This window comes from Streptomyces sp. NPDC001401, assembly GCF_042895385.1.
Classification (GTDB): Bacteria; Actinomycetota; Actinomycetes; order Streptomycetales; family Streptomycetaceae; genus Streptomyces.
Window position 1 is genome coordinate 1,562,952 of sequence record NZ_JBIAWI010000001.1, and the last position, 22,289, is coordinate 1,585,240.

At 70.5% G+C, this 22,289-nt stretch carries 20 protein-coding genes; 2 read left to right on the forward strand and 18 right to left on the reverse strand.

The window, feature by feature from the left end; genetic code table 11:
- Positions 1 to 136: 136 nt before the first annotated feature.
- The 11 genes from ACFY10_RS07255 to ACFY10_RS07305 form a co-directional block, all read right to left on the reverse strand.
- Positions 137 to 370, reverse strand: a complete 234-nt coding sequence (locus ACFY10_RS07255) for a hypothetical protein (protein ID WP_390664033.1) — start codon at positions 368 to 370, stop codon at positions 137 to 139.
- Positions 371 to 383: 13 nt separating this feature from the next.
- Positions 384 to 518, reverse strand: coding sequence for a hypothetical protein (locus ACFY10_RS07260; RefSeq protein ID WP_390664034.1), 135 nt, complete (start codon positions 516 to 518; stop codon positions 384 to 386).
- Positions 515 to 2,824, reverse strand: a complete 2,310-nt coding sequence (locus tag ACFY10_RS07265) for a xanthine dehydrogenase family protein molybdopterin-binding subunit (protein WP_390664035.1) — start codon at positions 2,822 to 2,824, stop codon at positions 515 to 517. The genes ACFY10_RS07260 and ACFY10_RS07265 overlap by 4 nt, the downstream gene beginning before the upstream one ends.
- Positions 2,821 to 4,587 (reverse strand): 2Fe-2S iron-sulfur cluster-binding protein, encoded by a 1,767-nt coding sequence (locus tag ACFY10_RS07270; RefSeq protein WP_390664036.1) that lies wholly within the window; start codon positions 4,585 to 4,587, stop codon positions 2,821 to 2,823. The genes ACFY10_RS07265 and ACFY10_RS07270 overlap by 4 nt, the downstream gene beginning before the upstream one ends.
- Entirely contained in the window at positions 4,584 to 5,477 is an 894-nt protein-coding gene (locus tag ACFY10_RS07275) for an FAD binding domain-containing protein (protein ID WP_390664037.1), read from the reverse strand. The genes ACFY10_RS07270 and ACFY10_RS07275 overlap by 4 nt, the downstream gene beginning before the upstream one ends.
- 244 nt (positions 5,478 to 5,721) lie before the next feature.
- Positions 5,722 to 7,326 (reverse strand): beta-N-acetylhexosaminidase, encoded by a 1,605-nt coding sequence (locus ACFY10_RS07280; RefSeq protein WP_390664154.1) that lies wholly within the window; start codon positions 7,324 to 7,326, stop codon positions 5,722 to 5,724.
- Between the two features lie 19 nt (positions 7,327 to 7,345).
- A complete protein-coding gene (locus ACFY10_RS07285; RefSeq protein ID WP_390664038.1) occupies positions 7,346 to 8,191 on the reverse strand; it encodes a carbohydrate ABC transporter permease in 846 nt (281 codons plus the stop codon).
- Positions 8,188 to 9,150, reverse strand: coding sequence for a carbohydrate ABC transporter permease (locus tag ACFY10_RS07290; RefSeq protein ID WP_390664039.1), 963 nt, complete (start codon positions 9,148 to 9,150; stop codon positions 8,188 to 8,190). Before ACFY10_RS07290 ends, ACFY10_RS07285 begins: the two co-directional genes overlap by 4 nt.
- Positions 9,150 to 10,448: an extracellular solute-binding protein gene (locus tag ACFY10_RS07295; protein ID WP_390664040.1), complete on the reverse strand. Its 1,299-nt coding sequence runs from the start codon at positions 10,446 to 10,448 to the stop codon at positions 9,150 to 9,152. The genes ACFY10_RS07290 and ACFY10_RS07295 overlap by 1 nt, the downstream gene beginning before the upstream one ends.
- 180 nt (positions 10,449 to 10,628) lie before the next feature.
- Complete coding sequence (locus tag ACFY10_RS07300) at positions 10,629 to 10,910, reverse strand: DUF3039 domain-containing protein (protein ID WP_078912757.1); 282 nt, start codon at positions 10,908 to 10,910, stop codon at positions 10,629 to 10,631.
- Positions 10,911 to 10,940: 30 nt separating this feature from the next.
- Positions 10,941 to 11,513 carry a YqgE/AlgH family protein gene (locus ACFY10_RS07305; RefSeq protein ID WP_266955832.1) on the reverse strand — a complete coding sequence of 191 codons (573 nt, stop codon included), beginning with the start codon at positions 11,511 to 11,513 and terminating at the stop codon, positions 10,941 to 10,943.
- 252 nt (positions 11,514 to 11,765) lie between these two features.
- Here ACFY10_RS07305 and murA point away from each other — a divergent pair, with 252 nt between their 5' ends.
- Positions 11,766 to 13,106 (forward strand): UDP-N-acetylglucosamine 1-carboxyvinyltransferase, encoded by a 1,341-nt coding sequence (gene murA / locus ACFY10_RS07310; protein WP_390664041.1) that lies wholly within the window; start codon positions 11,766 to 11,768, stop codon positions 13,104 to 13,106.
- A gap of 101 nt (positions 13,107 to 13,207) precedes the next feature.
- On the opposite strand, the gene ACFY10_RS07315 is transcribed toward murA, so the two are convergent.
- The 6 genes from ACFY10_RS07315 to ACFY10_RS07340 form a co-directional block, all read right to left on the reverse strand.
- A complete protein-coding gene (locus ACFY10_RS07315; RefSeq protein ID WP_007382399.1) occupies positions 13,208 to 13,489 on the reverse strand; it encodes an HU family DNA-binding protein in 282 nt (93 codons plus the stop codon).
- A gap of 333 nt (positions 13,490 to 13,822) precedes the next feature.
- Positions 13,823 to 15,235, reverse strand: a complete 1,413-nt coding sequence (locus tag ACFY10_RS07320; protein ID WP_390664042.1) for an NAD-dependent malic enzyme — start codon at positions 15,233 to 15,235, stop codon at positions 13,823 to 13,825.
- 303 nt (positions 15,236 to 15,538) lie between these two features.
- Positions 15,539 to 17,935: a HelD family protein gene (locus tag ACFY10_RS07325; protein WP_390664043.1), complete on the reverse strand. Its 2,397-nt coding sequence runs from the start codon at positions 17,933 to 17,935 to the stop codon at positions 15,539 to 15,541.
- A gap of 69 nt (positions 17,936 to 18,004) precedes the next feature.
- Positions 18,005 to 18,829 carry an anti-sigma factor family protein gene (locus ACFY10_RS07330; RefSeq protein WP_390664044.1) on the reverse strand — a complete coding sequence of 275 codons (825 nt, stop codon included), beginning with the start codon at positions 18,827 to 18,829 and terminating at the stop codon, positions 18,005 to 18,007.
- On the reverse strand, positions 18,829 to 19,350 hold the full coding sequence (locus tag ACFY10_RS07335; RefSeq protein ID WP_010039908.1) for a sigma-70 family RNA polymerase sigma factor: 522 nt from the start codon (positions 19,348 to 19,350) through the stop codon (positions 18,829 to 18,831). Before ACFY10_RS07335 ends, ACFY10_RS07330 begins: the two co-directional genes overlap by 1 nt.
- A gap of 317 nt (positions 19,351 to 19,667) precedes the next feature.
- Entirely contained in the window at positions 19,668 to 20,267 is a 600-nt protein-coding gene (locus ACFY10_RS07340) for a CGNR zinc finger domain-containing protein (protein WP_390664045.1), read from the reverse strand.
- A gap of 186 nt (positions 20,268 to 20,453) precedes the next feature.
- On the opposite strand from ACFY10_RS07340, the gene ACFY10_RS07345 reads away from it, so the two are divergent.
- Complete coding sequence (locus tag ACFY10_RS07345; protein WP_390664046.1) at positions 20,454 to 20,981, forward strand: DUF1772 domain-containing protein; 528 nt, start codon at positions 20,454 to 20,456, stop codon at positions 20,979 to 20,981.
- Between the two features lie 79 nt (positions 20,982 to 21,060).
- Here the strand turns inward: ACFY10_RS07345 and ACFY10_RS07350 are convergent, their stop codons facing one another.
- Positions 21,061 to 22,221: a uroporphyrinogen-III synthase gene (locus tag ACFY10_RS07350; RefSeq protein ID WP_390664047.1), complete on the reverse strand. Its 1,161-nt coding sequence runs from the start codon at positions 22,219 to 22,221 to the stop codon at positions 21,061 to 21,063.
- Positions 22,222 to 22,289: the final 68 nt, after the last annotated feature.

Consider the following 22,289-nt stretch of genomic DNA (forward strand, 5'->3'; position numbering starts at 1 on the left):
CCACAGTCCCCGCGCAGGGCGCGGCCGACCGAGCGCTGAGCGCCATGTGCCGTCCGCCGCAACAGACCGGCAGCCGTTCCCCACTGCCCAGAACACTACGCCGCGCCACTGACAACGCCCCTGGATCAGGGGACGTTCAGCACACCCTCGCCCGTTCCCGCCCCGCGAGAATCGCCTCCACCGTCTCCCCCACCGTCAGCTCCGAGCTGTCCAGCCACAGGCCGAGACGGGGCGTCGAAGGCCGCGCCCGCGTCCGCCGGAAGACGTCCCCACGCACGTGTGCCGCACGAGGCAGCTCTTCCGCCAGCGCCTGCGCCGCCGTCGACTCCCCTGCCGCCATCACGCCGGTGATGAGCACCACGCCACGCATCAGGTGCCACGCACTACGTGAAGTACACGCCGCCGAGTACGACCGCCAACGCCGCCACCACGAACAGCAGCACCCACATCAGCAACTTGCCGACAGGGGGCGGCGGTTCGTACCTCGGTTCCTCGGGCCCGGACTCCGGTGCGCTCACCGGTCGGTCACCACCGCGGCCTGCGGCCTTATCGGCAGCCGGTTCACCGGGCGGCCTGTGGCGGCCCGTACGGCAGAGGCGACGGCCGCCGGGGAGGTGACCACAGGCACCGCGCTGACCGCCTTCGCGCCGAAGGGGGCGACCACGTCGCGTTCCTCGACGAGCTTGACGATCCGGATGTCGGGCGCGTCCAGGGCGGTCGGCAGCGCATAACCCGTCAGGTCCGGGTGGCGGATCAACCCGCGCGCGGTGCGCAGGTTCTCCGTCAGTGCGATGCCCACTCCCTGGGTGACGCCCGCCTCGATACGGGCGGCCAGCTGGGCCGGGTTGAGGACGCGGCCGACGTCCTGGGCGAGCGCCAGCTCCACGACCCGTACCGAACCGAGCTCGATGTCGACGTCGACGACCGCGCGGATCGCGCAGAAGGCCATGCCGACGAAGGCGTCGCCCTGGCCTGCCTCGTTCAGCGGCTCGGTGGGGTGCGGGCGGCACTGGGCCGTCGCCCACAGTTCCTTGCCGTCCATCGCCTCGGTGACGGTGGTCGACAGGACTCCGTCGTACGAGGTGATCTTGCCGTCCGTGATCTGCAGCAGCTCCGTGGACATGCCGAACTTGTGCGCCAGGGGCTGCAGGAGCTGGGTGCGGACCATCTTGGCCGCGCGTTCCACCGCGCCGCCGGACACCCAGGTGTGGCGGCTGCGGTTGCCCGCGCCGGCCGGGGGCTGGTCGGTGTCGACGGGGGCGACATGGACCTCGTCGATGCCGAGCGTCTCCTGGACGATCTGGCGGGCCAGCGTGGTGAATCCCTGGCCGGTCTCGACGGCCGCGCAGAGCACGGTCGCCACGCCGTCCTGGACCTTCACCGTCGCCGTGGAGACCTCGTCTGCGCCCTCCGCGCCGAGCATGTGCACCATGCCCAGGCCGTAGCCCACGCCGCGGCGCACCGCGCCCGGTTCGCCCGCGCCCTCGGGGCCGCCGGGCAGCAGCCACTCCTCCTCGGGGGTGTCCTTGGGAAGCGCGGGGAGCGGGAAGTCCCGTACCGCCTGCAGGAGTTCGGCGACCGGCGCCGGGCAGGTCACCGTCTGGCCGGTCGGGAGTACGTCGCCGGTGGCCATGGCGTTGCGCAGGCGCAGTTCCGCCGGGTCCAGGCCCAGTTTCTTCGCCAGCTTGTCCATCTGGGCCTCGTACGCGGCGCAGACCTGCATGGCGCCCTCGCCGCGCACATGCCCGGAGGGCGGGTTGTTGGTGCGTACGGCCCAGCCCTCGATGAAGGCGTTCGGGACGACGTAGGGGCCGCAGGCGAAGCCGACGGCGGCGGCCAGGGCCTCGGAGGACGTGTCGGCGTAGGCGCCCGCGTCGAGCAGGATCTGCGCCTCGACCTTGACGAGCCTGCCTTCGGCGTCGGCGTGGTGGCGGTAGCGCAGCAGGGTCGGGTGCCGGTGGGTGTGGCCCAGGAAGGACTCTTCGCGCGTCGCGGTGAGTTTCACCGGGCAGCCGGTCTTCAGCGCCAGCAGGCCCAGCGGGAGTTGGAAGCCCTGGTCCTCGCGGTCGGCCGTCGCTCCGGGGACGCCGGTGACGACGATCTTGACGCGCTCGGGCTCGAGTCCGTAGCAGGCGGCGGCGATGTCGCGGTCGGTGTGCGGGTCGGTCGAGGCCAGGTACAGCTCGACGCCGCCGTCGGGGCGGGGCACGGCGAGGCCGGCCTCGGCGCCGATGGGTGCCGGGTCCTGGCGGCCGATGCGGTACTGGCCCTCGACGACGATCTCGCCGGCCGCGTCCGGGTCGCCGTGGCGCAGCGGGATGTGCCGGATCAGGTTGCCGTCGGGGTGCAGCGGCTCGGCCTCGAAGGCCTGCTCGGGGTCGGTCACCGGGTCGAGTACTTCGTACTCCACGATGACGGCCGCGGCGGCCATGCGCGCGGTGTCGGGGTGGTCGGCGGCGACGGCGGCGATGGGCTCGCCGTGGTGGCGCACGACCTCGGCGGCGAACACGGGCCGGTCGGCGCTGCCGCGGCCGTAGCGGGCGGCGCCCGGCACGTCCTCGTGGGTGACGACGGCCCGTACGCCGGGCATCTCGCGCGCGTGGGACGTGTCGATGGACACAATGCGCGCGTGCGGATGCGGGGAACGCAGTACGGCGGCCCACAGCAGGCCCTCGGCCCACAGGTCCGCCGCGTACGGGAACGTCCCCTCGGTCTTGGCACGGGTGTCGGCGGCCGGCAGGGAGGCGCCGAGGCCGTGCGGCAGCTGCTCGGGGGCGGGTGCTGCCTCCGCGGCGGTCGTCGCGGTGGCGGCTTCGTTGCTCACACCTGGCCTCCGTCCTGTCCGTACGCCTGGTCATGCGGTCCCGTGGGTCCCGGGTTCATGGCCCCGGGTGACTCGAACGCCGACGGGTTGACACCGCCGGCTCCCGGGCCCGCCTGGTGAGGGATACGTGCCTCGTCGCCGTCCTGTTCGGCGCCGTCGCCCGCGGAGTGCGCCTCGCGCTCGGCGACGACCTCCTGGACGGCGTCCACGACGCCCCGGTAGCCGGAGCAGCGGCACAGGTTGCCGCACAGGGCCTGGCGGGTCTCCAGCTCGGTCGGCGCCGGGTTGCCCTCCAGCAGGTCGTGCACGGTCATCGCCATGCCGGGCACGCAGAAACCGCACTGCACGGCGCCGCACCGGGCGAGCGCGCGCTGCACGTCGGACGGCTGCCCGTCGACGGCGAGGCCCTCGACCGTACGGACCTCGCTGCCGGCGGCGGTCACGGCGGGCACCAGGCAGGAGGCCACGAGGCGTCCGTCGACCTGGACGTTGCAGGCCCCGCACTCACCCTGTGAGCAGCCGTCCTTGGCGCCCGCGAGACCGAGCCGCTCGCGCAGCACGTAGAGCAGCGACTCGCCGATCCAGGCGTCGGAGACGGGACGCTCCACTCCGTTGACGCGCAGGACGTAGGAGGCGAGTGGGTGTTCCTCGCTGGAGGGCGGCGGGGCCTCGTCGGCGGCTTCGGTGTCGGTGCCGTCGGCCGTGTCCGGGCCGACCGAAGTGTCTGAAGTGTCCGGAGAGTCGGGCGCGTCGGAGGCGTTGGGCCCGGTCGACGTCCGCGCGGAGGGCCCCGCGCCGTCCGGCTCGGCGTCCGCTGCGGGCGGCGTGAGCGGCTCCACGGCCCCCTCAGGCGCCCCTGCGCCCTCCTGGGCACTCTCGGCCGCCCCGGCGGCCTCACCGGGCCCGTGTGCGGGCTGTGAGACGGCTACGGCGGATTCGGCGGGCGGCCGAGCCCCGTACTCGTCGGCATGAGGGCCGGGCTGCTCGGCGGTGTGCGCCCGCGCGCCCTCGGGCTCGTGCGTGGCCCGGTCCGGCTCCGCGGGCGCGTGGGCCGCGGCAGCCCCGGGGTGCTCGGCAGGCCGGCCGCCGGTGTGGGCCGGGGGCTGCTCGTACGCGTGCCCCGCACCCGTCGGCGGCTCGGCGGCGTGTTCGCGCGCGTGCCCGGAACCGTCCTCGGGCGCCGTCGGCTCCTCGGTCTGCGGCTGCCCCCAGGGCTGCCCCGCCGCCTCCGTCGCCCAGGGGGCGGGGGCGCCGCCCGGGAGCGTCGCCGGCGGCGTGCCACCCCACTGCTGGACCAGGGACGACGTGGTGAACTCGCCCGATTCGTCCGGAAGGTCGCCCCCGGCCACGGGGATCGACCACTGCCCGGTCACATCGTGACCCGGCGCGGGGGCGGACTCCCGAGTCGCCGTCTCGTCGAAGTTCCACTGCTGGGTGGTCGCGGGGTTGTACGTGAACCGGTCACCCGCGGTGTCCTGCGGCACGGCGTTGGGGTCGGGCCACTGGGCGCCGTCGGCGGGCACGGTCCAGTTGCCGGTCGCCGCCGGGTCGGTGCCCGCGCCGGGATCGACCGTTATCTGCGGCGGCACATAGCCGTGGCCGGGCGCCGCGAGCGGACTGTCGGCGGAGGCCAGGAGGGCGTCGATGCCCCCTTCGGGGAGCTTCACGAAGGCCGTGGCGCCGTCGTCGTAGTCGCCCTGGGGCAGCGGGTCCCAGCGTCCGCCGCCGCGGGGCGTGCCCTCTCCGTGCTGGTCGTCGGTCACGACAGCGCCCTCCCCAGTGCTCGTCGGGCCAGTGCGGCGACGGTGCGCCGCAGGTGCAGTACGGCGGGCGGAAGCTGTGGAACGGTGCCGTCCCCCTCGGGGACGGGGTCGGGGATGCAGGCCGCGGCGACGTACTCCCCGAAGGCGGTCAGCGCCTCCGGGACGATCGTCCGGCCGTTGTCCCAGTCGATGAGCCGGGCAACCCACTGCTCGGCGTCCAGGGGCCTGAGCGGCATCGGCGCTATGGCACCGACGGCGCACCGCACTCCGCGCCGGGCGGGGTCGAGGACGAGCGCGACGGACGCGACCGCGCGTCCGGGGCCGGTCCGGCCGGTCGCCTTCAGGAAGACCTGCGGCGCGTGCAGCAGCGGCACGCGCACGTGCCCGATGAGTTCGCCGGCGCGCAGCATCTCCACCGCGGCCAGCAGGTGCGACACCGGGATCTCCCGGCGGGCTCCGCCCGGGCCCGCGATGATCAGTGTCGCCTCCAGGGCGGCCAGCACCGGCAGCGCGTCCCCGGTGGGGGACGCCGAGGCGATGTTGCCGCCCAGGGTGCCCGCGTTGCGGATCTGCGGCGGGCCCGCCGCGCGCGCGGCGGCGGCGAGCGCCGGGATCAGGGCCGCGAAGTCGGGGCGGCCCATGCGCGCGTGCGTGAGTCCGGCGCCGAGCAGGGCGTGCCCGTCCTGGTACTGCCAGCCGCGGATCTCGCTGATCCTGCCGAGACCGACCAGTGCGGCGGGCCTGAGCTGCCCGGAGTTGACGGCGGCCATGAGGTCGGTGCCACCGGCCACGGGCACGGCGGCGGGCACGGCGGTGAGTGCCGCCACGGCCTCGTCCAGCGTCGTGGGCAGCGTGACGGCCTGCGCCGCCTGCGGTGCGTGCGTGGTCAAACCGGCTGCCCCTTCCCGCTGCCCCACCTGGTCCCACCTGTGTTGCCGTACGGTACGTGCTGACAGGGCGGACGTGGCAACTCTGGCACATCTTCGCAAGACCCGAAGACGGGGGTCCGCTAGGAGGCATTCGCCCGTTTCACCAGGGAGATGGTCCGTTTTCGCACGGCATCACCGGTGCGCACGAATTGCCACTCTTCGGTGATGCTTACGACGTTTTTGCCTTACCTGTTCGGGAGCTCAGTTACCTGTTCGGGGGCGCCCCCTCCTTCGGCCGCCCGAGCACCCCGGGGCGCTTCTGCCAAGGCAATGGCCCGGCCGGCGGCCGGTAGCCCACTCCCAGGGCGTCAAGTCGCCGGTAGTGGACGGCCATCCGCCGCTCGAAGCCGGCGAAGTCCCGTTCCGCCGGGGCGGGGAGCGCACTCCAGGCCACCTCGGCGAAGGCCGAGAGCCGCGGGAACGTCTGGTAGTCCACCCGTGCGGGGTCCTCCATCACCTCGGTCCACACGTTGGCCTGCGTGCCGAGCACGTGTCCGGCCTGCTCGGAGGTCAACTCCGGCGGAACGGGCTCGAACCGGTAGACGTCCTCCAGGGTGCGCACGTAACCGATCGGCACCGGCTCGTCCTCGCCGGCCGCCTGGCGATGGTCCAAGTAGACGTACTGCTCGGGGCACATGACGACATCGTGACCGGCCCGGGCTGCGGCGACCCCGCCCGCGTACCCGCGCCACGAGGACACGGCCGCGCCCTGAGCGAGCCCGCCCTCCAGGATCTCGTCCCAGCCGATGAGCCTGCGCCCCCGCGCGGTCAGCCACTTGTCGAAGTGGCCGATGAACCACGCCTGCAACTCGTCCTCGTCCGCGAGCCCGAGTTCCTTGATGCGGGCCTGCGCGGCCGGCGACTGCCGCCACTGGTCCTTGAGGCATTCGTCACCGCCGACGTGAATGAACTCCGACGGGAACAGGTCGAGGAGTTCCTCGAACACCCCCTCGTAGAAGCGCAGGGTGTTGTCAGTGGGGGCGAGTACGTTGGCAGAGATCCCCCAGTTGTCCCAGACGGAGAGGGCGGTTGTGTCGATGACGTCGGTGTTGCCGAGTTCCGGGTACGCGGCGATGGCGGCCTGCGAGTGGCCGGGTACGTCGATTTCGGGGACGACGGTGATATGCCGCTCGGCGGCGTAGGCGACGATCTCGCGGATGTCGTCCTGGGTGTAGAAGCCACCGTGCGGCTTCTCCTCCCACAGCGGTGAGGCGCGGTGGCCGAATTTCGTGCGCGCCCGCCAGGAGCCGACCTCGGTCAGCCGGGGGTATCTCTTGATCTCGACGCGCCAGCCCTGGTCGTCCGTCAGGTGGAAGTGGAAGACGTTGAGTTTGTGCGCGGCCATCAGGTCGAGGTGGCGCAGGACGCCTTCCTTGGGCATGAAGTGCCGGGCGACGTCGAGCATGAGGCCGCGCCAGCGGAAGCGGGGCGAGTCCTGAATGTGCGTCACGGGCAGCCGCCACTGCCGTCCCGGCAGGGGTGCGCGGCGGTAGGCGTCGGGGCCCAGCAACTGCCGTAGCGTCTGCGCGCCCCAGAAGAGGCCCGCCGGGCCGCCGCCGACGACGTGCACGGTGTGGCGCTGGACCATCAGGCGGTAGCCCTCCTCGCCGAGATCCCTGGTCACGACGGGGTGGATGTACAGCTGGATGCCGTTCTCGGGCGAGTCCCCCGGGGCCAGCGCGAAGCCGGTGGCCGCCCCGAGCGCGCCGCGCAGCCACCGCTCGCACGCCCCGGCGCCCTCGCCCGCCACCAGGCGGGTGTCCGCGCCGAGTTCGAAGTGGCCCCGGTAGGAGTGGACGTACCGGGGCATCGGGATCAGATCGGTCACGTCAGTCCTTTACCGCTCCGCCCAGCCCGGAGACCAGCCGTCGCTGTACGAGTACGAAGAACACCAGCACCGGAATCGTCATCACCGTGGAGGCGGCCATGACCCCGCCCCAGTCAGGATCGTCCGGCTTGTAGAACACCAGCAACGCCATCGGCAGGGTCGACTGCGAAGTGTCGCTGATGATGAAGGACTTGGCGAAGAGGAAGTCGTTCCAGGCGGAGATGAAGGAGAACACGCTCGTGGCCACAAGGCCCGGAAACACAAGGGGGAAAAGGATCTGCCACAGGAATCGCCCACGGCTCGCCCCGTCGAGGTGGGCGGCCTCCTCCAAGGCCTCCGGGACCGCCTTCACAAACCCCCGCAGCATCCAGATCGCGAACGGCAGCGAGAACGCGATGTGCGGCAGGATCAGCGACCCCAGCGTGTTCAGCAGACCGAAGTCCCGCATCTGGAAGAACAAGGGGATGGTGAGCGCCTCCACGGGCACCATCTGGGCCACCAGAAACATGATCAGCAGCGTGGCCCGGAACCGGAAGCGGAATCGCGTCACGGCGGTCGCCGCGAGAAACGCGATCAGCGCCGAGACGATGACGACACTGCCCGCCACCACAAGGCTGTTGACGAAATACCGACCGAAATCCTGCTGCCCGAACACCCGCCGGAAGGAATCCAGGGAAGGCGACGCGGTCCACGGCCTCGGCTCGGTCGACTCGATCTCACCGGCCGGTTTGAAGGCGCTGAGAACCATCCAGTACAGAGGGAAAGCGACCACGGCCGCGATCAGCAGGGCCGAGGCCTCCGCCGCCAGCCGCCAAGGCCGCCGCACGCGCAGACGCAGCAGATTCACAGCTCCTCCCCCTGCCTGCGCAGCAGCCGCAGGTACCCGAGCGTCACGCCGAGCAGGATCAGCAGCGTCACGACGCCGATCGCCGAGCCGAGGCTGTACTGCGAGGACGCGAACGCCTGCTGGTAGGCGTAGACGTTCAGGACCAGGTTCTGGCCCGCGATGCCGCCGCCGTTCGTCATGACGTAGATCTGCGTGAAGACCTTGAAGTCCCAGATGACCGACTGGATGGTGACGACGGTCAGGATCGGCCGCAGCATCGGCGCGAGCACGGACCGCCAGATCCGCCACTGCGAGGCCCCGTCCAGCGCGGCCGCCTCGAGCACCTCGCCCGGCACGGCGCGGATCCCGGCGTACACCGTGACCATCACGAACGGGAAGGAGCACCACACCACTTCGAGCAGTACGAGGAAGAAGGCGCTGAACCGCCCGTACGTCCACGAGTAGTCGCCGAGCCCGAGGATCCGGTCGACCGGCCCGAAGTCGGGGTCGAACAGGAACAGCCAGACCGTGGACCCGGTGACCGCCGGCGTCGCCCACGCCCCGAGCGCGGCCAGCATCAACGCCAGCCGCGGCAGCGCACGCACGCGCGTGAGCAGCACGGCCAGCGCACACCCGACGGCAAGGGTCGACACGACGCACGCGCCCGCGAACAGCACGGTCGCCAGCAGCACCTGCCAGAACTCGGAGTCGGAGAACAGCGCCGAGTAGTTGCCGAACCCCTCGAAGGTGGTCGGTTCACCACCGCTGACCTGGGCCTGGGTGTACTTGAACAACGAGATCAGCCCGAGCTGGTAGATCGGGTAGACGAGCAGCCCGCCAAGGACCACAAGAGCAGGGGCAAGGTAGAACCAAGGGGTGCTCCAGCCCCGGAAGGGGCGCGGGGAACTGCGCGACAAGCCACGAACCACAGGCAGCCGCAAACGCTCCGAAGCCCCCGAGCTATTAGGCGTCACCCGCATCACCCGGCGGAGCCGAAAGCGTCGTTCATCTTCTGCGCCGCTTCCTTCGAAGCCGCCGCCACACCTTTCTTCCCGCTGATGACCTCCTGCAACATCGTCGGCAGCACCAGCTGGGAGTCGATCTGCGACCACCCCGGTGAAGCCGGCACGAACCTGGTCCCCGCAGCAAGGGTCTGCGCGAACGGCTTGACGTACGCCTGCTTCGCGGCGACCTGGTCACGGACGTCCGCGAACGTCGGCAGGAACCCCATCGCGTCGAACATCGAGGCCTGCGTCTTCTTCGAGGTCAGCTGCTCCATCAGAGCAACGGCAAGGGTCCGGTGCGAGGTGCTCTTCAGGACGCCGATGTTGTTGCCGCCCGCGAAGGCAGGCGCGATGGACCCGGCCTTCACGCCCGGCAGCGGTACGACCGCGTACTTGCCCCTGACCTTGCCCGCCTCGACCGCCGTATGGCTGAAGTCGCCCCCGATCGCCATGCCCGCCTTGCCGGCGGCGAACGCGGTGATCGTGTCGTTGCCGCCCATGCCGGCGCACTTGGCGGCCGGACAGTTGTCGTCGCCGAACAGGGAGGTGTACGCCTTGATGCCCTTTTGGGCGGCCGCGCTGTCGATGGCGGAGGCGTACGAGCCGCCCTTGCCGGTGGCCAGTTCGCCCCCGTTGGCCCACACGAACGGCATCGCGCCGTAGGTGTACGCACCGCCGACGACGAGTCCGTACAGGCCGGGCTTCGCGGCGTGGATCCTGCGGGCCGTGGACGCCAACTCGGACATGGTCTTCGGGGGTTGCAGGCCCAGCTCCCTGAACAGGTCCGTGCGGTAGTACAGGGCGCGGACGCCGACGTAGAAGGGGGCGCCGTACATCCTGCCGTCGACGGTGACGGACGTCCTGGCCGTGGGGTCGGCGTCCTTGCCCTCGCTCCAGCCGCCGAACTCCTTGGTGACGTCGAGGAGTCCCCCGTCCTTCACATAGCCGGCGGTGTCGGTGTTGCCGTACTCCATGACGTCGGGGGCGGACTTCGGGTCGTTGAACGCGGCCTTGACGCGCTGGGCGCGCGTGTCGACCGCCATGTACTCCACCTCGACCTCGGTGCCCTTGTGGGCCTTCTCGAAGGCGGCGACGACGGAGTCGACGACCTTCTCCTTCGGCTTGTTGCCGACCTCCTGGAAGAGCCAGACCCGCAGGGTGCCGCTCTTGTCGTCCTTGTCGGAGGAGGAGTTGGTGGAGGTCTGGGGAGCGCAGGCGGTGATGACGAGGGCCGGGGCTGTCAGGAGCACGGCCAGTCGCGGGGAGAGCTTCATGGAGTGTGTCCTCCGAGCGTGCGTTGCAACATATGCAATGGCGGTTTCGCTCTGCACAACGGAGGCTAGGGACTACATGAACATGCCCACAAGAGGTCTCAACCACTTCGTGACATGCAAAAGCCCCCGGGGCGCGCCACAGCACGCCCCGGGGGCCTCGCGAACCTCAGGCGGTACGAGCTACTTGTCGCCGTCCTTGCCCTTGTCGCCGCCGGCACCCATGGACTCGTAGATCTCCTTGCACATGGGACACACGGGGTACTTCTTCGGGTCGCGGCCGGGCACCCACACCTTGCCGCACAGCGCCACGACGGGGGTCCCGTCGAGGGCGCTCGCCATGATCTTGTCCTTCTGGACGTAATGGGCGAAGCGCTCGTGGTCGCCGTCGCCGTGGGACACCTGTGGCGTCGGCTCTACGAGGGTTCCCGTACCAGTCCCGCGCTCGGGCTCAAGAGTGCTCATACCGACCAAGGGTACTGAAGCTCACACGCATCAGTTGAGCGAAGGGTCGTCCGGATACGTGGCCACCATCGCCAGTTCGTTGCGCTGGCGGCGCAGGACCTCGCGCCACAGTCTTTCCGGGGACGGCGAGGAGACGTCGCCGGGCTCGGACTCGACGACGTACCAGGCGCCCTCGACCAGCTCGTCCTCCAGCTGACCGGGCCCCCAACCGGCGTATCCGGCGAAGATTCTCAGAGAGCCGAGGGCCGAGGCGAGCAGCTCGGGCGGTGCCTCCAGGTCGACCAGACCGATCGCGCCGTGCACTCTGCGCCAGCCCAGCGGCGCCCCGTCGACGGTCGCGCCGCCCGGGATGACGGCGACCCCCAGGGCCGAGTCCAGGGACACCGGGCCCCCCTGGAAGACGACGCCCGGTTCACCCGCGAGGTCCGCCCAGCCCTCCAGGATGTCGCCGACGTCCACCGGGGTGGGACGGTTGAGGACGACACCGAGGGAGCCCTCCTCGTCGTGGTCGAGAAGGAGCACCACCGCACGGTCGAAGTTCGGGTCCGCCAGGGCGGGCGTTGCCACGAGCAACCGCCCTGTGAGCGAGGACACCTCGGTCATGGCAGACATGATCCCGCATCTTGCCTCCGTCTGGGGAGGCAATGGCGGTTAGTGGGTGAATGCAGCTCAGGGCGGAATGAAGCACCTCGGGCGCGCGCCGGGGCCGGTGACCCCATGTGCCCGACAGGGAACGGTTCGTGTTGTGACACAGCTATGACGTAGCTGGGCCGTACTTGGACTTACAGAAGGGGGGTGGGCGGCGATTACCCTTTCCCTTCTGGCCCCTGCCCCACTCATCGGAACGCGAGATACATGACCGTCAACGACGATGTCCTGCTTGTCCACGGCGGAACCCCGCTGGAGGGCGAGATCCGTGTCCGCGGTGCGAAGAACCTCGTACCGAAGGCCATGGTCGCCGCCCTGCTGGGCAGTGAACCGAGTCGACTGCGCAACGTTCCGGACATCCGGGACGTTCGTGTCGTACGCGGACTGCTGCAGCTGCACGGGGTGACGGTCCGTCCGGGTGAGGAGCCGGGCGAGCTGGTGATGGACCCCTCCCACGTGGAGAGTGCGAACGTCGCGGACATCGACGCGCACGCGGGTTCCAGCCGTATCCCGATCCTCTTCTGCGGCCCCCTGCTGCACCGCCTCGGGCACGCGTTCATCCCGGGTCTCGGCGGCTGCGACATCGGCGGCCGTCCGATCGACTTCCACTTCGAGGTGCTGCGGCAGTTCGGCGCGCGCATCGAGAAGCGGGAGGACGGGCAGTACCTGGAGGCGCCGCAGCGGCTGCGCGGCACGAAGATCCGGCTGCCGTACCCGTCCGTGGGCGCGACCGAGCAGGTGCTGCTGACGGCCGTCCTCGCGGAGGGTGTCACGGAGCTCTCGAACGCGGCTGTGGAGCCGGAGATCGAGGACCTGATCTGCGTCCTGCAGAAGATGGGCGCCATCATCGCGATGGACACCGACCGCACCATCCGCGTCACCGGTGTGGACAGCCTCGGCGGCTACAACCACGCCGCCCTCCCGGACCGCCTGGAGGCCGCCTCCTGGGCGTCCGCGGCGCTGGCGACCGAGGGCAACATCTACGTCCGCGGCGCCCAGCAGCGCTCGATGATGACGTTCCTGAACACCTACCGGAAGGTGGGTGGCGCCTTCGAGATCGACGACAAGGGCATCCGGTTCTGGCACCCCGGCGGCCAGTTGAAGTCCATCGCGCTCGAAACGGACGTGCACCCGGGCTTCCAGACGGACTGGCAGCAGCCGCTGGTGGTCGCGCTGACGCAGGCGACAGGCCTCTCGATCATCCACGAGACGGTCTACGAGTCCCGCCTCGGCTTCACCTCCGCGCTGAACCAGATGGGTGCTCACATCCAGCTGTACCGCGAGTGCCTGGGCGGCTCCGACTGCCGCTTCGGCCAGCGCAACTTCCTCCACTCGGCCGTCGTCTCGGGCCCGACGAAGCTCCAGGGCGCCGACCTGGTCATCCCCGACCTCCGCGGCGGCTTCTCGTACCTCATCGCCGCGCTGGCGGCCCAGGGCACGTCCCGCGTCCACGGCATCGACCTCATCAACCGCGGCTACGAGAACTTCATGGAGAAGCTCGTGGAACTGGGCGCGAAGGTTGAGCTGCCGGGCAAGGCGCTCGGGTAACAACAGTCGTACGTACGACGATGGGGCGGCCACCCACACCGGGTGGCCGCCCCATTGGCGTTACTGAGCCTCGTACGTCGTCCCGCGACGCACCGCCAGGCTTACTTGCCCTTGGCGGCTTCCTTGAGCTTGCTGCCCGCGGAGACCTTGACGCTGTAGCCGGCCGGGATCTGGATCGGGTCGCCGGTCTGCGGGTTGCGCGCGGTGCGAGCGGCACGGTGGGTGCGCTCGAAGGTCAGGAAGCCGGGGATGGTGACCTTCTCGTCGCCCTTGGCGACGATCTCGCCGACGGTCTCGGCGAACGCGGCCAGCACGGCGTCGGCGTCCTTGCGGGTCACCTCGGCGCGGTCGGCCAGGGCGGCCACCAGCTCACTGCGGTTCATGTTGTTACTCCCGTGTTCTTCTTGCCGTTGAGGCGTGCCACGCGGCGGAGCCGCATATCGGGCACGGTGAAGCCGATGCTGCCAGGGTCCTCGGGAGGCCCCGGGCCCGGGTCCGTGGTCAGACCCCTCGCGCCCAGGGACGCATCCTGCCCCTACCTGCGGCGCGAAAGCCAATCCGGCACCCGCAGGAGTCGTGAGAACACCCTTGGGAGTCACACGAAAAGAGGGCCTGAGCCTGGCCGACACGATAAACGGCGACCAGGAGAGTCAGGTTCCACGACGCGCCGATGCAAGGCCTTGCCGTGGCGATCCTCACAGCCTACGCAAGGGCCCTTACGAGCCTGCCGCCGCCTTCGCCGCTTCCCGCACCGCACCGGCCACCGCGCCCGCGACCTTGTCGTTGAAGACGCTGGGGATGATGTAGTTCGGGTTCAGCTCGTCCTCGGTCACCACGTCGGCGAGGGCGGTCGCGGCCGCCAGCATCATCTCGGTGTTGACCGTGCGGGACTGGGCGTCCAGCAGACCGCGGAAGACGCCCGGGAAGACCAGCACGTTGTTGATCTGGTTCGGGAAGTCGGAGCGGCCGGTGGCCACAACGGCCGCCGTCTGGCGGGCGATTGCCGGGTCCACCTCGGGGTCGGGGTTCGCGAGCGCGAACACGATGGCGCCGTCGGCCATGGCGGCCACGTCGTCGCCGTCGAGGACGTTCGGGGCGGAGACGCCGATGAAGACGTCGGCGCCGCGCACGGCCTCCTTGAGGGTGCCGGTCAGCCCCTCGGGGTTGGTGTTGTCGGCGATCCAGCGCAGCGGCGAGTCCGCGGCGGCCTCGCGCAGGTCCTCGCGGCCGGTGTGCACGACGCCGTGGATGTCGGCGACGACGGCGTTCTTGACGCCCGCGGCGAGCAGCAGCTTGAGGATGGCCGTACCGGCCGCGCCGGCACCGGACATGACGACCCGGATGTTCTCAATTGCCTTGCCGGTGACGCGGAGTGCGTTCTTCAGGGCGGCGAGGACGACGATCGCGGTGCCGTGCTGGTCGTCGTGGAAGACGGGGATGTCGAGGGCCTCGCGCAGCCGGGCCTCGATCTCGAAGCAGCGGGGCGCGGAGATGTCCTCGAGGTTGATGCCGGCGAAGCCCGGGGCGATCGCCTTCACGATCTCGACGATCGCGTCGGTGTCCTGGGTGTCCAGGCACAGCGGCCAGGCGTCGATGCCGGCGAACCGCTTGAAGAGCGCCGCCTTGCCCTCCATGACCGGGAGGGCGGCCTTCGGGCCGATGTTGCCGAGGCCCAGCACGGCCGAGCCGTCCGTCACGACCGCAACGGAGTTGCGCTTGATGGTGAGGCGGCGGGCGTCCTCGGGGTTCTCGGCGATCGCCATGCAGACGCGGGCCACACCCGGCGTGTAGATCATGGAGAGGTCGTCACGGTTGCGGATCGGGTGCTTGGACTGCATCTCGATCTTGCCGCCGAGGTGCATGAGGAACGTACGGTCGGAGACCTTGCCGAGCGTGACGCCCTCGATGCCGCGCAGCTGCTGGACGATCTCGTCGGCGTGGGCCGTGGAGCTGGCCGCGATGGTGACGTCGATCCGGAGCTTCTCGTGGCCCGAGGCGGTCACGTCGAGGCCGGTCACCGAGCCTCCGTGGGACTCTACGGCCGTGGTGATCTGGGAGACCGCGGTTCCACTCGCGGGCACCTCCAACCGGACCGTAATGGAGTAGGAGACGCTGGGCGCCGTTGCCATGGCCGACTTCCTCTGCTTTCACCGTGACGCTGGGTATGCCGTCCGATGGTCGCACCTACTGTCCAGTAGGCGTTAGCCGCGTTGAATTGCGATCGTTTTGTTCACAGCGAAAGAGGCCCGCGTCACATCGTGACGCGGGCCTCTCGCAGGTCAAGTGGCACCGACCCGCCATGCTCGCCTCGCGGCAAGTGGTCGCTCGTAGCGACGAAGGTTGGGCCCGGGGGCTTGGATCGGGCCGGTGCCACACCCAGGCTAACAAACAGATCCCGTAAGGCCATTCCCGTACCGAGACTTCATCCGGTTCTAATCCCGCAGCAGGTCGGGCACCGCATTCGCGTCCGGTTCGTCCCGGTCGGCCGAGACGATCGTCAGCTGCTGGGTCGCCCGGGTGAGGGCGACGTACAGCACGCGCAGGCCGGCCGGGGACTCGTCCGCGATCTCCGCGGGCGAGACGACGACCGTCGCGTCGTACTCCAGGCCCTTCGCCTCCAGGCTGCCGAGGGCCACCACCCGGTCGCCGAGCCCGGCGAGCCACCGGGCGGCCTCCTCGCGGCGCTGCATGGCGACGACGACTCCGACGGTGCCGTCGACACGGTCGAGGAGACGGGCGGCCTCCTCGCGGACGGACTGCGCGAGCGAATCCCTTACGGCCGTGAAACGCGGCTCGACACCCGTCGACCGTACGGCCGACGGGGCCTTGGAGCCCGGCATGGCGAGGGCCAGCACCTTGGACGCGAGCTCGGCGATCTCGGCCGGGTTGCGGTAGTTGACGGTGAGCTCGAAGCGGCGGCGGGGACGGGTGCCGAGGGCCTCGTCCCTCGCCTCGGCCGCCTCGTCGACGTCGGACCAGGAGGACTGGGCCGGGTCGCCGACGACCGTCCAGGTGGCGTGCCGGCCGCGGCGGCCGACCATGCGCCACTGCATCGGGGTGAGGTCCTGGGCCTCGTCCACGATCACATGCGCGTACTCGGTGCGCTCCTGGGCGAGTCGCTCGGCCCGTTCGCGCTGCGACTCCTCGCGGACCGGCATCAGCTCCTCGAGGCCGGTGAGCTGGTCGAGCGGGTCCAGTTCGCGCTTCTTTTTCGGGCGCACCGGGGTACCGAGGATCGACTGGAGCTCGTCCAGCATGGCGATGTCGTGCACGGAGTGGCCGTCACGTCTGAGCGAGCGGGCGACCCTGCGGACCTCGCCGGGGTTGAGGATCCGGCGGGCCCAGCGGCCGAGGCGCCGCTCGTCGGCCATGGCGGCGAGGACGGACCTGGGCGTGAGCTCGGGCCACCAGGCGTCCAGGAAGGTGAGGAAGCTGTCCTCGGTCGACACGTCGTCGTCGAAGGAGGACCGCAGTTCGGCCGCCAGCTCCGGGTCGGTGTGCCGGCCCGCCGAGCCCGACTGCTCCCACAGTGCGTCGAGAAGCAGCTTGCGGGCGCGGGGGCGCAGGAGGTTGACGGGCGCGGTGCCGCCGAGCGCGGCCTGGCGGATACGGCTCAGCGCGGCGGCCTCCAGCTCGAGACGGCGGCCGAAGGCGACGACGCGGAGACGGGTGGGCGGACCGGCCGGCGTGTCGGCGGACACGTCCGTGTCGTCTTCGCCGAAGGCGAGCTGACCGGAGGCGGAGGCGTTCCGGCCGGATGCGGCGAGACCGCCGCCCGGCCCCAGCTCCAGCGCCCCCCGCGCCGCCTTCCGCAGGACCTTCAGCATGCGGTACGAGCCCTTGGCGCGGGCCGTGGACGGGGAGTCGTACAGCGTGGCCTCCGAACCGTCGACGAGCGAGCCGATCGCGCGGATGGCGACCTGGCCCTCCTCGCCGAGGGAGGGGAGGACGCCCTCGGTGTAGGCGACGAGCAGGGGGGTCGGGGAGACGATCAGGATGCCGCCCGCGTACCGGCGCCGGTCCTGGTAGAGGAGGTAGGCGGCGCGGTGCAGGGCGACGGCCGTCTTGCCCGTCCCCGGCCCGCCCTCGACGTACGTCACCGAGGCGGCGGGCGCGCGGATGACCAGGTCCTGCTCGGCCTGGATGGAGGCGACGATGTCCCGCATGGTGTGGCTGCGGGCCTGGCCGAGGGCGGCCATCAGGGCGCCGTCGCCGATGACGGGCAGCTCGTCGCCGTCGAGGAAGGCCGTGAGCTCGGGGCGCATCAGGTCGTCCTCCACGCCGAGCACCTTGCGGCCCTTGGAGCGGATGACCCGGCGGCGCACCACCCGGCCGGGGTCGACGGGGGTGGAGCGGTAGAAGGGGGCGGCCGCGGGCGCCCGCCAGTCGATGACGAGCGGCGCGTACTCGGAGTCCAGTACCCCGATCCGCCCGATGTGCAGGGTCTCGGCGATGTCGGCGGTGTCGTCGTCCCGCACGGCACCCTCAGCAGGCTCCACGGCGGTGTAGGCGCCGTCGGGCCCCTTCTTGCCGTCCTTGCCGAGCAGCAGGTCGATCCGCCCGAACAGGAAGTCCTCGAACTCGTTGTTGAGCCGGTTGAGATGGACCCCCGCCCGGAAGACCTGTGCGTCCCTCTCGGCGAGGGCGCCGGGCGTGCCGACCTGGCCGCGCTTGGCCGCGTCGTTCATCAGGAACTCGGCCTCGTGGATCTTCTCCTCGAGACGCCGGTACACCCGGTCGAGGTGTTCCTGTTCGACGCTGATCTCTCGGTCGCGTACGGAGTCGTGATCCGAGCCTACGGCGGTTTCCTGTTGAGCCTGAGCGGCCACCGGGCCCCCTTCTGACGTGCATGGCAGCCGTCAACCGTACGCGAAGGGGACCCGGCAAAGCTACGTACGCTACGCGTTGATCTCGACGAGCTTCTTGCCCTGGAAGGTCATGACCTCGAAGTGGTCGATCTCATTGGGCTTGAAGGCCGCGCCGCCCTGGGCGTAGAGCGGTTCCTTCGCCTCCTCGGTCTTGGCGTTCGGAATGCCGTAGCCCCACTTCGGGACCGACCAGGAGGACATGGTCTCGCGCTCGCCGTTCTTGCCGACGGCGATGAGCGAGCACTTCAGCGGGCCCTTGACGTTGCTGAGCTGGAGGACACCCCAGGTGCCCCAGTCCTTCTCCTGCATCGCCACGGTCGCCTTGATCTTGCTGGAGGCGTCGGTCGCCGAGACCTTGTCGGTCAGGGTGCCGAAGGCGGCCTTGGCGCCGGCCGACAGCGGGGTCGCGGTGGTGGTGCCCGAGTCACCGCCGCCATTGACGGCCATGACCGTGAGCGGGCCGCCGATGATCAGCGCCGCCGCTGCCGCCACCAGGTAGAAGCCCTTGCGGCGCTTCTGTGCCCGGCGCTCGGAGACCTCGTCGACCAGCTTCTCCGCGAGCCGCGGGCTCGGCCTGGCGGACAGGGACTCCCCGATCGCGGGCGAACCGGTCCCCGGCAGATCCGCGAGGGCGGCGAGCATCGGCTCCATCCCGGCCAGCTCGTCGAGCTGCTGGGCGCACCACTCGCAGGTCGCGAGGTGTGCCTCGAAAGCGGTTGCCTCGGCGTCGTCGAGGATGCCGAGGGCGTAGGCACCGACCGTTTCGTGCTCGCTCGGGCCCGGAGATCCCATCATGGAGCCAGACATACCCGAACCACCTGTACCGAATCCCTGGTTTCCCCCGTAAACACTCATCACGCCGTCACCCCCCGCTCCTCCAGTGCGAGCTTCATCGACCGCAGGGCATAGAACACCCGAGACCGCACCGTGCCACTGGGAATGCCCAGCGTCTCGGCCGCCTCGTTGACGGTACGCCCCTTGAAGTACGTCTCGACGAGCACCTCCCGGTGGGCCGGGGTCAGGTCGTCGAGCGCGTCCGACAGCGTCATCAACCACAGCGCCTTGTCGATCTCGTCCTCCGCGGGGATGACCTCCAGCGGCGACGGATCGACCTCCTGCGGCCGGGCCTGCCGGCTGCGGTGGCCGTCGATGACGATGCGGCGCGCAACCGTCACCAGCCAGGGGCGTACCGATCCGGTCGCTCGATTGAGCTGACCGGCGTTCTTCCAGGCACGGATAAGCGTCTCCTGGACCACGTCCTCGGCGCGCTGCCGGTCTCCGGCGACCAGGCGCAGTACATATGCAAGGAGAGGTCCGGCGTGCTCGCGATAGAGCGCACGCATCAGCTCCTCATCAGGTTCCGAGGGCTGGGACATGCGATGTCGGGCCCTCGATCCACGTTCATTGGCCACGACGGAATCCTTGCGCACGCCCACCTCCGATGTCCGGGGGTTCCCCCAGTCGGTCGCTCGTCCACGGGTACGGATGTGGGCCGCGTCATGTTCAACGCGAGATGACAGTTTTCTTCTGTGTGACGTGACGAGGGGGACATGGGTGCACATTCCCACCTCGCGATCTTTACATTTCCGCCACATTGGCGAGATCGCAACCGCTGCCCGTGTCACGGATGAGGTAAACGGTGTGTAATCGAAATCACTTCGACACTCCGTTCACAGAAGCCGCATACCGGACGTCAAGCGCGCGCAAGAGCCGCCCGCCGACGATGCCGCGCCACCCTTTCCCGGTTCCCACAGACCTCACTGGAACACCAGCGCCTCCTGCGCCCCCGGGACGAATCCACGTAAACGATCGGGCAGTTGTCCCCTTCGCACTGCCGCAGACCGGCCCGCGCGACGGGGTCGGTGAGCAGCTCCACGGCATCCCGGGCGATCGCACCGAGCAGCGCCGCGCACTCGGGCGGGCCGTCCAGCTCCCGCACGAGCGAACCGTCCTCGCCCCGCACGGCGCGTGGGGCCGGAGGCGAGACACGGGCGATCTCGTTCACGCGGGCGAGCGCGATGTCGTACGAGGGCCGGAGCACTGTCGGCGCAAGCCCCCCGCGCACCAACTGCCCGATCTGTCCGCGCAGTTCACGGAAGCCGACCAGCCAGGACGGGTCGGCGTGGGCCAGCGAGGTGGTCGCGGGGACCAGCCCCGCCCCGGTGATCCAGGCGCAGAGCACCTCGATGGAGTCGAACCGCTCCTCGGGGTGGATGGTGGCGAGGAGGTCGAGAGAGATCCGACCGGCGTCGAACCGCAGCTCGTACGCGACCGTGGCCGTACCCAGTGCCATGTGCCTGTCACCGCCTGGCTCGGGAACCTGAGGGCTGAGGAACCGATCCCTCTTACATTGCCTTCCCGCTCGCCCGGCCGGAACCCCTCGTACCGGCGGTGGCGCAGACGACGGGTGGACGCGCGCTTATGCGGATGCGCTTCTCGGCGATGTTCCGGCCGCGCCGCCGTCCGTTGACTGGAAGGCATGACAACCCACAGCAGGAGCACGGGATTCGTACTGGGTGCGGCCGCGGTCGCGATGGGTCTGATCGCCGGGGTCTTCTACATCTTCGCCTGCTGCATCATGCCGGCACTGGCCCGCAGCGACGACCGGGTCTACGTCGAGGTCATGCGGAACATCAACGACGTGATCCAGAACCCGGTGTTCTTCCTCAGCTTCATGGGAGCGCTGCTGCTGACGGCGGTGTCGGCGTGGCAGCTACGCGGGCAGCCGTACCGCTGGTGGGTGTGGGCGGCCCTGGCGGCGTACGCTCTCGGCTTCCTGACCACGGTCGCCTTCAACATCCCGCTCAACAACGACCTGGCGGACATGAAGGATCCGACGGCTGCGCGGGAGCACTTCGAGCACGCGTGGGTGGCGTGGAATGTGGTGCGGGCGGGGTTGTCGACGGTGGCGGTGGGGTGTTTGGTGCGGGCGCTGGTGCAGTACGGCAGGATCACGAGCAGCACTTCTCAGCGCCGGGCAGATGATTTCAGCCCGTCCGGCGTTTGAGGACGAGGCCGTTCAGGCCGATCGGGGGCCTGGGGGCGGAGCCCCCAGCGAGGGCGACACCAACCGCCGGGTGCCTCCCTCACACGTCCGCGTACTTCGCGTCGGCGGCGGGATCCAACGCCAGCCGATACCCCCGCTTGACCACCGTCTGGATCAGTTTCGGCGCGCCGAGAGCCGTCCGCAGCCGAGCCATCGCGGTCTCCACCGCATGCTCATCGCGCCCGGCGCCGGGAAGCGCCCGCAACAATTCCGCCCGTGCCACCACCCACCCCGGCCGCCGCGACAGCGCACGCAGCAGCGACATCCCGGCGGGCGGTACGGGCTTGAGGTCGCCGTCGACGAGGACCGCGTGGCCGCGGATCTCCACCCGGTGCCCGGCGATGGGCAGGGAACGCGCCCGGTTCGGAAGCTCCTGGCAGAGCAGCTGGACAAGGGGGCCGAGCCGGAAGCGTTCGGGCTGGACCGTGTCGACGCCGTGGGCCTGCAGCGGCAGCGCGGTGACCGGGCCGACGCAGGCCGGCAGCACATCGTGGTGGAGGGCGGCCAGAAGCTCGGGCAACAGCCCGCGCTCCTCGGCCCGGTTCAGCAGCGATGCGGCGGCGGGCGCGCTGGTGAAGGTGATCGCGTCCAGTCCGCGGGAGACGGCGGCGTCCAGCAGCCGGTCCACCGGCCCTATGTCCTCCGGCGGCATCCACCGGTACACGGGAACCCCGACGACCTCACCGCCCGCGGCCCGCAGCGACTCCACGAAGCCTGGCAGCGGCTCGCCGTGCAGCTGTACGGCGATACGACGGCCCTCGACACCCTCCTCCAGGAGCCGGTCGAGCACCTCCGCCATGGACTCGCTGGACGGCGACCACTCCTCGGTCAGCCCGGCGGCCCGTATCGCACCCTTGACCTTGGGTCCGCGCGCGAGCAGCTCCACCTGGCGCAGCCGGTCGAGGAGCGGCTCGCCGAGCCCCCACCCGTCGGCGGCCTCGACCCACCCCCGGAAGCCGATGGCCGTCGTCGCCACCACGACATCGGGCGCCTGATCGATCAGATCCTTCGTCGCCGCCAGCAGTTCGCTGTCGTCGGCGAGCGGCACGATGCGCAGCGCGGGTGCATGCAGGACGGCGGCTCCCCGTCGCTGCAGCAGCGCGCCCAGCTCGTCGGCCCGGCGGGCGGCGGTCACGCCCACGGTGAATCCGGCTAGGGGGCCGTGTCGGCCCGGGTCTGGTCGCTGCTGTTCCTCGTACATGGCTCTCGTCCCGAACTCGAGTCGTCGTACATGCAGTAGTGCGGTACCTACATGCCGAACGAGCCTGT